11 protein-coding genes and 2 pseudogenes are annotated in these 12119 nt (G+C 40.6%); 2 read left to right on the top strand and 11 right to left on the bottom strand.

Annotation, left to right across the window (positions count from 1 at the left end; all coding sequences use genetic code 11):
* Positions 1-403: 403 nt before the first annotated feature.
* The 3 genes and pseudogenes from MHB37_RS07035 to MHB37_RS07025 all read right to left on the bottom strand — a co-directional run.
* Positions 404-1351 carry a Gfo/Idh/MocA family protein gene (locus tag MHB37_RS07035; protein WP_256715765.1) on the bottom strand — a complete coding sequence of 316 codons (948 nt, stop codon included), beginning with the start codon at positions 1349-1351 and terminating at the stop codon, positions 404-406.
* Positions 1275-1433, bottom strand: a complete 159-nt coding sequence (locus MHB37_RS07030) for a hypothetical protein (RefSeq protein ID WP_254848792.1) — start codon at positions 1431-1433, stop codon at positions 1275-1277. The genes MHB37_RS07035 and MHB37_RS07030 overlap by 77 nt, the downstream gene beginning before the upstream one ends.
* Before the next feature lie 377 nt (positions 1434-1810).
* Positions 1811-2128 (bottom strand): annotated as a pseudogene (locus MHB37_RS07025) (sigma factor); the annotation flags it as partial.
* Positions 2129-2375: 247 nt separating this feature from the next.
* Here MHB37_RS07025 and MHB37_RS07020 point away from each other — a divergent pair.
* Entirely contained in the window at positions 2376-3341 is a 966-nt protein-coding gene (locus MHB37_RS07020; RefSeq protein ID WP_036675848.1) for a nitronate monooxygenase family protein, read from the top strand.
* A gap of 399 nt (positions 3342-3740) precedes the next feature.
* Here MHB37_RS07020 and sigK (MHB37_RS07015) read toward each other — a convergent pair whose 3' ends face one another.
* Positions 3741-4283 (bottom strand): RNA polymerase sporulation sigma factor SigK, encoded by a 543-nt coding sequence (sigK, locus tag MHB37_RS07015; RefSeq protein ID WP_076125369.1) that lies wholly within the window; start codon positions 4281-4283, stop codon positions 3741-3743.
* Positions 4284-5137: 854 nt separating this feature from the next.
* Here sigK (MHB37_RS07015) and MHB37_RS07010 point away from each other — a divergent pair.
* Entirely contained in the window at positions 5138-8293 is a 3156-nt protein-coding gene (locus tag MHB37_RS07010; RefSeq protein WP_405169075.1) for an amidase family protein, read from the top strand.
* A gap of 233 nt (positions 8294-8526) precedes the next feature.
* On the opposite strand, the gene sigK (MHB37_RS07005) is transcribed toward MHB37_RS07010, so the two are convergent.
* The 7 genes and pseudogenes from sigK (MHB37_RS07005) to sigK (MHB37_RS06975) form a co-directional block, all read right to left on the bottom strand.
* Positions 8527-9099 carry an RNA polymerase sporulation sigma factor SigK gene (sigK, locus tag MHB37_RS07005; protein WP_405169074.1) on the bottom strand — a complete coding sequence of 191 codons (573 nt, stop codon included), beginning with the start codon at positions 9097-9099 and terminating at the stop codon, positions 8527-8529.
* Between the two features lie 40 nt (positions 9100-9139).
* Positions 9140-9373 carry a hypothetical protein gene (locus MHB37_RS07000; RefSeq protein WP_076193554.1) on the bottom strand — a complete coding sequence of 78 codons (234 nt, stop codon included), beginning with the start codon at positions 9371-9373 and terminating at the stop codon, positions 9140-9142.
* A gap of 179 nt (positions 9374-9552) precedes the next feature.
* Positions 9553-9828 carry a hypothetical protein gene (locus MHB37_RS06995; RefSeq protein WP_076193557.1) on the bottom strand — a complete coding sequence of 92 codons (276 nt, stop codon included), beginning with the start codon at positions 9826-9828 and terminating at the stop codon, positions 9553-9555.
* A 175-nt stretch (positions 9829-10003) separates the two neighbouring features.
* Positions 10004-10273 (bottom strand): RHS repeat domain-containing protein, encoded by a 270-nt coding sequence (locus MHB37_RS06990; protein ID WP_340977175.1) that lies wholly within the window; start codon positions 10271-10273, stop codon positions 10004-10006.
* A gap of 192 nt (positions 10274-10465) precedes the next feature.
* Complete coding sequence (locus tag MHB37_RS06985) at positions 10466-10993, bottom strand: hypothetical protein (RefSeq protein WP_076193563.1); 528 nt, start codon at positions 10991-10993, stop codon at positions 10466-10468.
* Positions 10994-11046: 53 nt separating this feature from the next.
* Positions 11047-11364, bottom strand: coding sequence for a toxin C-terminal domain-containing protein (locus MHB37_RS06980; protein WP_340977176.1), 318 nt, complete (start codon positions 11362-11364; stop codon positions 11047-11049).
* Positions 11365-11603: 239 nt separating this feature from the next.
* A pseudogene (gene sigK / locus MHB37_RS06975) lies at positions 11604-12116 on the bottom strand (RNA polymerase sporulation sigma factor SigK); the annotation flags it as partial.
* Between the last annotated feature and the right edge of the window lie 3 nt (positions 12117-12119).

The following is a 12119-nucleotide window of genomic DNA, read 5'->3' as shown; positions in this document are numbered from 1 at the left end:
AATACGCAGTCTCGATCCCCGAAATTTCGCACGGCCGTCTGCCGTTACCTGTATTGGCGGATGATGGAACTGCACACTCTATATCCCCTCGGGCGCTTCCCCCACTTCCCGATCGATGGTCAGATCCCCCCGTATCCGTTCTCCTGCAATGCGGCGAAATAGGCGTCGAAATCTACCTTCACCTCGCCGAATGGAACCTCCCGGAATATGGCTCCGGAGCTTACTAGCCCTGCAATCCGTTGATGATCCAGCGGGTGGTACCCGACGGCACCGTATACATCCCTCAGTTCGACTGACTGATGTCGGCTGCCGTACTTTGCATGGGTGTGGACAATTTATTCCTCAGCAGGTGTACACCATGCACCGGTTCATCCCCTGTTACCATCACCATGTTGGTCAACCCTTATTTCGCGCAAGGTAACGTAATTCCTTCATGGATCGCCCGGTCGGCTAAGAGAGCGATCTCCATCGCCCGGCAGGCTTCCTCCATTGCCGGTATAGGGGGCAAGTTGTTCTCCAGCATGGACAGGAAATAGTCCAGCTGGGCACCCGTAGGCTTTACGGAGAAGTCCATATTGATCTGCCGGACCGCTCCTTTCTGGTAGTCTTCGACCTCGATCAGATTCCCCAGATGCTGATCCTCTCGCGGTCGTTCGTTCTTGTATATGATGCGAATCCGGCCTGCCGGTCCGATAAATTCCTTCCGGTTATCAGTCGGAAGCCCCTTGCCCCACCCTGTCTCAAAGTAGCCGATGGAGCCGTCCGACAGACGGAGGGTCATGAGTCCGTAATTGTAAGTATACGGCGGGACATCTTCGTAGAGACGCTGCCCGATCCCATTGACGCTTACTACGTCCGCCCCTGTAGCCCAACGCATCACATCGATATAATGGACGCCGCAATCCACGATCGGCGAGACGTCCCGGAGCAGGGATAAGTGGGAAGCCCAATTTTTGGAGGGCTTCAATTGGGATAGCCGGATGACCAAAGGGAAGCCGATGGCGCCCTCCCGGATCATCTTCATAACCGCCTGGTACGTAGTGTTATGGCGAAGGATGTGACCGATCAGCACCTTGGTTTTAGCTCCACGGGCCAGCTTCATGAATTCCTGTGTTTCCCGTGCATTGCCCGCCATCGGCTTCTCGCATAGGATATGTTTCCCTGCAGCGAGACAATCTTTTGCGATCCCCAGATGGGAGGACGGGTACGTGGCGATAATGACCAGATCCACATCATCACGCTCTATCAAGACCCGGTAATCCGTGCTCCAACACTCAGCTCCGTATTGGCTTGCCACTAAGGAGGCCCTGTCCCGGTTCCAATCCGCCACGCCGATCAACCGAACCCGCACCTGTCGTGATATCGCGTCCAAGTGGAGAGAGCCCATATAACCGCAGCCTATCACGACCGCCCCGTACCTTTTCATGATGCATCCATCCTATCCTTCTCACTCGCGGAGGTTATTTTATGTTGATCCAAGCTCCTTGTTATGATACCTTGTCACCTTTATTATATAAGAATGATGGATATTTTTATTTAGCAAAGAAAGTTACTTTTTGCACGATTCCGTTATTCCTTCTAATTCTATGTAGGGGAAGGGCTCGGTTCATAGGTTCTTTCTTCTATCGCTTGCCGCAAGGTCTGCCATTTTTGTACGATGTATGCGGAACTTCAACCCTATAGATCGCCAATGCTGGGCGCACATAAAAAAGCAACTCCCTTTTTGCAAGTCGCTTTTAAAACACTCTATAGTGAATCTTAAGTTATTATCTAATATCCTCACCGCTTCGCCTTATAAAACTCATGATACAGCTTCAGAGCCAAGGATATCGATAAGTGTAATTTCATTACCTTCCTTGTCTGTCCCAATCGGATCGTGCAGAGATACGTCTTTACGTGTTTTCTTGAGCGAACGCAGGTGCAACAGGATTTCGTTTTCAATACAACGAGCAGCAAATGTGGCTAGTTTGGTTCCTTTGTTTGGACGATAGCTCTCAATAGCTTTTATCAGGCCGATGGTGCCGATGGAGATCAGATCCCCCATGTCTTCCCCAGTGTTATCGAATTTCTTGAGGTTGTGGACACGATACGATGTCAAAATCCACTTTCTTGATAGAAAAGCGTTGATAGAAGTATGAAGGTTTTACCGGATGGATGGCTCTTTTTTTGTTATTCATTGTCCTTTTTTTAATAGTCACTTCGTTTTCTTAAATTTTCACTTGATATCAACAACTTAACAGTTGAAAGACATGATATTTAACATAGTTTGAGCATGTTTACAGTCACATCCGGGAAAGAATTAGCTGTGTTACGATATATCTTATTACTCTAGAGGAGTATTAATAATGTCAACAACTTGCAAAAGAGGTGTGTAATTGAAACTTCCAACAATCCAATTCGGACATATTAAATCGAGAGTTCCTGTTATTCAAGGTGGAATGGGTGTAGGCATATCCTTAAGTGGATTAGCCGCTGCTGTAGCCAATGCAGGCGGGATCGGCACCATCTCTGGTACAGGGATTACTCCTGATGAGCTGAGAATGCATATTCGCAAAACAAGAGAACTCTCTAAAGGGAATGGCTACATCGGTGTGAATGTACTATTCGCAGTGAAGGACTTTGCCGAAAAAATGAAGATTGCTTTGGAGGAAAAGGTTGACTTTATTATTTCCGGAGCCGGAATCTCTAGAGATATTTATGCTTGGGGTAAAGAATATGGTACTCCTGTCGTAACTATTGTTTCATCCGCCAAATTAGCCCGAATTTCCGAAAGACTTGGTGCCTCCGCAGTCGTTGTAGAAGGGTTCGAAGCTGGAGGCCATTTAGGTACAGACAGATCCATGTTTGATATCCTTCCTGAAGTCTTAGAGGCCGTTTCGATTCCTGTTATTGCTGCGGGTGGAATTCTAACAGGGGATGATATCGCAAAAGCCCTTCGGATCGGCGCATCTGGTGTTCAAATGGGTACCCGTTTTGTGGCTAGCCTTGAGTGTGATGCTCCCTTAGCCTTCAAGCAAAAGTATGTAGATGCTCAGCAAGGAGATACTGTCCTAATCAAGTCTACTGTGGGTCTAGAAGGTAGAGCGATTCGGAATGAATTTACGGACCGGATCAGTGATGATGCCAAATTAAAGATAGTCAAATGCTATAATTGTCTAAAGGTTTGTTCACATCGCTTCTGTACAATGGAATCCCTGCTCACTTCCCTTAGAGGAGATGTTAAGAACGGATTGGTTTTTGCTGGGTCCAGAGTTCATGAGATTAAAGAGATTTTGTCCGTACAGCAGATTATCGACAATTTAATGGATGAGTATCAAGGGGCATTGAACCCGACAACTTAAGGTTGTTATAAGATTCAAAAGCACGATTAACCACTTAAGCAAGCTTGGGATTTCCGAGCATAAGTGGTTTTTTTATTTCGCTTGATACTCAAATTTAGTTATATTTAATAAGCTTTTGTGTTGTATTAACCAAAGATTTCCGTACCTTTCTTTTTAATTGCAACAACAGCTAAATATCTTCACAGCCAAAATGCAATAAGCCCAATCGTAAAAGATGACTGGATATATGTACTCTTCAGAGCACCACTTAACAATTTTCCCTCTCCCTTTCTCATGTATTTTTATGAGTTGGTTTAATACAAAAATTCGCTGAACTATATCTTCTCTAAAAAATTTAAATATGGTCCTTGAAGCTTTCTATGTATGCCGGTTAACGGATACTACCTTGTGATTATGAGTTTACCGCTCAGCCTTATAAAACTCCTGATAAAGCTTCATGAGCGCCCTCTTCTCTATCCTCGAAACATAACTCCGCGAGATCCCCAACTCCTTAGCAATCTCCCGCTGTGTCCTCTCTTCTCCACCTGTATCCAGCCCAAACCTACCCACCACAACTTCTTTCTCCCGGTCATCCAGAATATCTAGGTTGCGATATATCTTACTCTTCTCGATCTTCAGATCGACTTCTTTAATGACATCATCAGCTTCGGAGCCAAGAATATCGATAAGTGTAATTTCATTACCTTCTTTGTCCGTCCCAATTGGATCATGCAGAGATACATCTTTACGTGTTTTCTTCAAGGATCTTAGGTGCATCAGGATTTCGTTTTCAATACAACGTGCTGCAAATGTGGCTAGCTTTGTTCCTTTGTTTGGACGATAGCTCTCAATAGCTTTAATCATTCCGATGTTGCCAATGGAGATCAGATCCTCCATGTCCTCCCCAGTGTTATCGAATTTCTTGAGGTTATGGGCACGATGTGATGTCAAAAAATAAACCAATTACGATCGATTCTGATTCGAATTGGTTTCCTTTTGCATATTATATTTAATTTGTAGTTTCCGATTGATTTCTTGTGTACATCCTGGTAATCCATTTAAATAACACTTTACTTGATCAATCAACTCTAAGTAAGATATCAGATTATTCATACTTGTTAAATTGCGTCTAACAATATCCTCGGTTTCAATATGATAGCTAACGTTTTTCACACGTAGAGCAATACATTCAATATTTAGCCGAACATCTGCTAGTCCCATATAAAACACAATAATTTCAAAGCCTTGTTCCTTTGCATCCTCATCTGCCTTATAACGTTATCACCCGCTAAAATGGTTTCCACAATGAAATCCCACTTATTCCAGATACACTACCTGGCTATTCTTATGGCTTCTTTCCCAGCAGAAACTTTACTCTTTTCAGGATGCCCATTGGTGATCTTGCGGCTATGCATCTGGAATCATCAGTGATTCTGCTTTATGCCATGCTCCGATATAGAATCTTCCACTTTCATGAAATGAAAAAAATAATATTCTCCGTTAATTTTTAGCTGTTCCTTTTCTTTTTGATTTCGTCAAATTCACATAGAGATAAGTGAAATTCAAGGTTTTTGGTGATGCGGCCGGATGATGATACTCAATATCCTATAGACACTCCAAAACCTATCATAAATTGTAATCTATTTAACACAATAGTTTACATATACGTTACACATAATAATTAAAAGAGCCGTTTTTTCCTTTTAACAAACTCAAAATATATTAAATTTATAATATTCATTGACTGAAACAAATACTAGTGTTATATTTCCTAACATTAAATAATAAAATACATACAGGAAAAGGAGATTACGCACATGAATAAGTTCAAACGTCTACGTGAAACTAAAAGAGAGCATTCTGGTTCCTCCCGATCTGAATATTCACCAGCAAAAAAAAATTGGAGTAAAAAGCAATTTATAGCTACTTCAATTGTGTTATCTGTTATTGCTACGAGTGTAATTCCGTTCCAAACAGCTGACGCTTTAACTAGAGTTACTTCAGAAAGTGGCACAGTATGGGAGATTCACGATGTTTTTGCTCCTAGCTTAGACACAGGAAGTTTACGTACAGTTGGTGCTACACAAGTACAAGGTTTCGGCAATATCTTTGTTAAAGTGTCCTCGCCTTCAGCTCCGCTGATGAATGGTCAAATGATGCGTGGGTTTGACTTGAAATATGACGGCGTTAATAAGTTTACTTCGGCTCAATCTGTAAATCTAGGAAATGTAACTGTAACACGTGAGGTGTATGTGGATACTATTCATAATCGAACGAGATTCTTTGATACTTTCACTAATAAAAATGATGTGGCAATAAAAGTTGATGTATCATTCGGTGGCTCTTTAGGATATGGTACAACAACAAATGCTTCAGTAGTTAAGGCAACCTATTCAGGCGATCTAAAGGTAACTACAGATGATTCATGGATTATTGTAGATAGTAGCGCCAAAAACAATAAGCCGCTAGGCGTTGCAGTGGGATCTCCAAAGCCGTTTGATAATGGATTAACCGGTCTAGGTAATCAGCAACAGGATCCATTCACAATACCCTTAGCTGAGTATGGAAATGAAGCGAATTTCTATGGGTTCATTAATTCACTAAATATTGGGCCGGGCGAATCGAAATCCCTAGTAAATTATGTACAAGTTGGAGAAGCTGGTGAAGAAGGGTTGAAAAATCTGGTTGCTATGCTAGATGGACTTAATAGTCTTCTGGATGTAACAGGATTAACAAACGCACAAATTCGGTCAATTAGCAACTGGGATATATCTGCTATAGAGGGACTTGATACTGGAGATCATCTGGTTATACCAAATGCTCCTGCGCCTAAAGAATTAGTAACTTCATCGCCGTATGATGTTAAGAATAAATCCATTGCAGAAATGCAACAGGATATGATTACTGGCAAAACTACCTCTGTACAAATTACTCAAGCCTATTTAGATAGAATCAAGGTATACGATGAGGGACAATTGGGATTCCATGCATTCCTGCATGTATCTGAAACTGCGCTTAACCAAGCAAAAGCTGCTGACGATGCCCGTGCACAAGGTGTAAAAGGTGATTTATTGGGTATTCCAATTGCGATAAAAGATATTTATGATACAAAGGATATGCCTACTACCGGTGGCAGTAAAGCTCTTGAAGGCTGGCAGCCTGATTCTGATGCATTCCAAGTGAAAAAACTGCGGGAAGCTGGAGCTGTAATTATTGGTAAAGTAAATACTTCTGAGTTTGCTAACAGCGGAAGCTTTAGTGAAAGCGGCTGGCAGCAAACATGGAATGCACTCTATCCATCGAAAACATCTTTTGGCTCAAGCGGCGGGTCTGCAGTATCTGTTGCAGCTGATTTTGCAGCAGCAGCAATGGGATCGCAAACAGGGGTATCTCTATATGCACCAACTACAGGCGCTAGCTTAAAAAGCTTCCGGGGTACAGACGGTATGGCAAGTACTACAGGTGTACTGCCACTCACTTGGGGACAAGATTATGCAGGTCCCATTGCTAAAACAGTAACTGACCTAGCCATTATATTGAATGCTACAACGGGTACGGACCCACAGGATATTTTCACAGTCACTGCTGATGCAGATCATAAGCGTCCAGTGGATTGGAAGGAATCTCTGGATGTTAATGCATTGAAAGGAAAGAAAATTGGATACATTCCTGCATCCTTTGTATCTGCATATGCTGATGATGATACTGGACAGGCAGTGATGGATAAGTTCTCAGAGCTTCAAGCAGCGGGTGCGACTATGGTTGAAATGTCAGCTGTACCATCAGGCCCTAGTCGTCCTTCTGGTATTAATGGATCTACTGAAGGTTGGGCACGTTATATTGAGTTGCATAAGGACTTCCCTTATATTGATGGAGCAAGTGTACTAGCTTCAGATAAGGTGCTTATCTATAATCAAAGAGGATATAGTACTCCAACTCGTATGACTGAACAAGCTGTACAAGATTACATTAAGTATAGAACCGACTATAAGGAAGTTATTAAAAGCTGGATGGACGCGAATGGTGTTGATGCTGTTGTTTATGCAGGTTTTATTAGCGACGTATATAACAATGACGCAGCAGCTTCTCAATTAAGTTCAGACCGTAACACAGGCGTATTAACCTCTACTATGGGTCTACCTACGGTAGTTGTTCCTGTAGGAACGAATGACAGCGGATATTCTATCTCTATGCAACTGGTTGGTAGAGCATGGGACGATGCAAAAGTTTTAGGCATGAGCTACGCTCTTGAGCAACAAAGTCAAGCTAGACTACTTACAACATTTGCTCCAGCACTTCAATACGTTTCAAACTCTACTAATCCTGATCCAAACACAGATAATGGACCAACCCATCCAAATACTGGAGGAGGTACGGTGACACCTCCAGCAATAACAACGCCTATAGAAACACCGTCACCTGCAGAAACAATAATACCAGCAGATAAGCCAAAAGTTGTTAGTTTTGTAGATACAATGAATCATTGGGCAAAAACAAGCATTGACGCACTAATTGCTAAGGGATTATTGACGGGGTATTCCGATGGAACATTCCGTCCAAATTCAGGTTTGACTCGTGCGGAAGCCATCAAGGTAATTGCAACGCACATGAAACTTGAAGGACAAGAAAGTAACTTTATAGATGTATCTCCAACTCATTGGGCGAATAAGTTTATTGGTGCAGCTGCTAGATCAGGCTTGATGAACGGATATAGTGACGGAAGCTTCCGTCCAGATGAGAAGATTAGTCGTGGTGAATTAGCGGCACTAATCACTCGAGCTTTTAAGCTAACAGGTACTGGAAACACATCATTCAAAGATGTTACAAGAAATGCATGGTATTATGATTCCATTGATGCACTCGCATCCAATAATATTATTACAGGATACGCAGACAGTACATTTAAGCCTGAAAAAGATATTACTAGAGCAGAGTTTGCAACAATTGTTTCCAGATTACTAGAGACTTACTAGAGACTACTAATTAAAAGAAATTCAATTAAAAATGACAGAGTACTCGAGTAACCACGTTTACAGGAAAGGCCATCCCGAAAGGGATGGCCTTATAACTTGCCGTTACAGATAGTGCGATGAACCGTATCATAAGTAGGGCTAACCCTATCCACACAAAAAACGACTCATCCGTAGACAAGTCGCTTTTCAAGTTTTATTATTAATAGATTATTACTGTGTAATTGTCATCAGTCTCACCGCTTCGCCTTATAAAACTCATGATACAGCTTCATCAGCGCCCTTTTCTCTATCCTCGAAACATAACTCCGCGAGATCCCCAGCTCCTTAGCAATCTCTCTCTGCGTCCTCTCTTCCCCACCTGTATCCAATCCAAACCGTCCCACGACAACTTCCTTTTCTCGGTCATCCAATATATCGAGATTTCGATAAATCTTGCTCTTCTCGATCTTCAGATCGACTTCTTTAATGACATCATCAGCTTCTGAGCCAAGGACATCGATGAGAGTAATTTCATTACCTTCCTTGTCTGTCCCAATTGGATCGTGCAGAGATACATCTTTACGAGTCTTCTTCAAGGATCTTAGGTGCATCAGAATTTCGTTTTCAATACAACGTGCTGCAAATGTGGCTAGTTTGGTTCCTTTGTTTGGACGATAACTCTCAATAGCTTTAATCAGGCCGATGGTGCCGATGGAGATCAGATCCTCCATGTCTTCTCCGGTGTTATCGAATTTCTTGAGGTTGTGGACACGATACGATGTCATTTCCAAATGACGCTTACATCCAAAATACATGGTACGCTGCATTGACGATTATTAATTCCCTCTAGATTAATTAATAAATTTCTTAGTGAAATAAATTTCCTATCCCTCTAAATTGTGATACCAAATAATCAATATCACTTTGAAAATCACCTTTTTGTAGAATTTGATTTATGTAATCATTTTTTATTTTCGTACCATCAACAGCTCGGTGTAATAATTCATTCTGAATGATTGCTTCTTTATAAGAATTTTCAGTACACTCTCTAATGTCTACATCAGTAATATTAGAGCTTAAAAAATCGTCATAATATTCCACAATCACCTCCACGCCTAATGCTGAAACAATTAAATTATTAGCCATCTCAGTAGATAACAATATATCCGAGATTTCATCATAAAAAGGCCTAGTAAGTTCATCAAGCGTATCACAATCTAAGTAAGTAAAATCTTTTGTGTCTAGAGAAATACTTGTCTCGTAAATATTTCCTATCTTGCTTAAATCACAACAAATTTATTGGAGCTAATCTTTCCATTTATCGATATAATTCTCCCTTCCTTAAGAAGCACTATAATTTCATTTGTACTACTTTCACACGCATGAATTTGCAAATCGCCAAAGTCCCAATTTTCCACAGACTCAATCTCATTGATAGCTTTAAGCCCTTTTACTTGCACGACTCTGAGAAGCCAATTTAATTCAATTACGTTTTTTGTAAATATTATTGCATTAAAATTAGCACTCATCTTTTCATCTTCCACCGTTTGTTTCATTGATTGCCCTTGTCACTCTTGTGGAATCTGCACCAGGATAAAGGCTGATAAAATCACCATTTTCCTTGACTCTCAACAAACCTTCCCTTTTGTACTATTCCGTTGGCTATTGACTTCCGCCCTCAACTTATTATAGGAGTTAGAGCTATCCATCGATGCCTTTACATTTTTAGATCTAACCGTCGTTATAGATCACTTCGGTTTTCTGTGTCTGCGATACGTTATTGATCATCCCGCTGACCGTACTGGATTTGAGCGCGCCAATTTCGTCATAGCTGTATCCAAACACACTGCCGTTACGATCGGTTTTGCTGGTTAATTGCCCTAATGTATTATAGAATAAGCTTTTACTTTGAGAAGCCCCTTCCAGCTTGCTCGTCAAAAACCCAACTTTGTTATAGCTCTTGGTATTCAGCGTTTGCTCCGTTCCACCTTTAGCTTGCACCGTGACTTTCGCAAGTTGACCATCCCCATCGTACGTAAAGCGTGTGTGCTTTAATGCATCGTTGACGGAGGTTAGACGATTTAGAGCATCATAACTATATTCTCAACCACCGCCATACTCAGAATGTCAAATGCTAAATTACAAAAAATAAGCCACATAGAGTTATTACACTCGTATGTGGCTAAAGCACTACTATTCTTCTAAATAAGGTGATTCAAAACTCTCAACAAATAAACCTGAATTAATGATCTTTATTAAAGAATCATTACATTCCTTCACACTCCCTAAATACATGTAATAATCAAAACCAAAGTGAACAAACATCTCTCTAATTTGAAATTTACACCAAATCTTTTCTCTTAAAATTAATTGAGAAAGTAATTTCAACTCGTACACAGAGATATAGTCGCCATTTTTCACACTGTTATAAATACTTTTCATCTCGTCAGTGTAGATGGAATGGAATTCAGCTTTCTCCACGTCAAAGTTATATTTTTCTAGATCTACTACTTGAATTGTGTTTAAATTATTCTCATTCATTATTAAATTTATAGCCGTTATATATAATGATTCAGTTTCTAAATAATTTTCAATTAAAAAATCTCCAGATGGATACAAATTCCCGACATCACTTATTGAAGTCCATTCATTTTTTGTGTATACATCATTAATACGGTTAGCTGGGTTATATTTAGTAATCCTCCAAAAGAATTTGTACATTTCAATCTCCAATCCTATTTAATAACGCATCATAAGTACCCAAATGAGTATCTTTACTCAACCAAATATCCCTTTTTTTGAATCAATTTACATATACCTCCGATATGCAAATCAAGATCTTGGGCAATATAGAGTTTACCATTTTTATACACTAGTTTATCCTTAATTTTTACTTTCGTCTTTGTAAAACCCAAATATTCCGCTAACATATCTGTTTCTTTATTTATTAATCTTAAGGTTTTACCGCTTACTTGAGTTTTTAAAACTTTATCTTTACTTCCACCGGAAAATAGACTTAGAGCAGCGCCAAGCATAGCATCGCCCATAACTTGAAATCTTCCATAATCTCTCATTAATTGATCAATCTGCACTTCATACGTATCCTCATTTATACTTGGATCATAATATCGTGCCATTAGATAGTAAAGACCTGTCTCTTCATCGTATACTTCACCTGTATATAAAAGGAGTTAGAGATTCTTTCTATCTAGTGATGTTCCAACATTTTATTCATCTTGCACATCTATCTGATATAATAAAAAAGCAACTTCCCTGTTGGCAAGTCGCTTTTAAAATACTCTATTGTAAATATTTAACTTTTTCTAACATCCTAGCGCTTCGCCTTATAAAACTCATGATACAGCTTCATAAGTGCCCGCTTCTCAATCCGCGACACATAACTCCGCGAGATCCCAAGCTCCTTCGCAATCTCCCGCTGCGTCCGCTCTTCCCCACCTGTATCTAGCCCAAATCGCCCAACGACAACCTCTTTTTCCCTATCATCCAGAATATCAAGATTACGATAAATCTTACTCTTCTCGATCTTCAAATCCACTTCTTTAATAACATCATCAGCTTATGAGCCAAGGATATCGATAAGTGTAATTTCATTACCTTCCTTGTCTGTCCCAATCGGATCGTGCAGAGATACGTCTTTCCGTGTTTTCTTCAAGGATCTTAGGTGCATCAGAATTTCATTTTCAATACAACGAGCCGCAAATGTGGCCAGTTTTGTCCCTTTGTTCGGACGATAGCTCTCGATGGCTTTAATTAAGCCAATGGTGCCTATGGAGATTAAATCCTCCATGTCTTCCCCAGTATTATCGAATTTTTTGAGGTTGTGGAC

The organism is Paenibacillus sp. FSL H3-0286, from assembly GCF_045040705.1.
Classification (GTDB): Bacteria; Bacillota; Bacilli; order Paenibacillales; family Paenibacillaceae; genus Paenibacillus_AQ; species Paenibacillus_AQ odorifer.
Note: the sequence above shows the minus strand (reverse complement) of the source record. Positions and strands in the feature narration are given on the sequence as shown.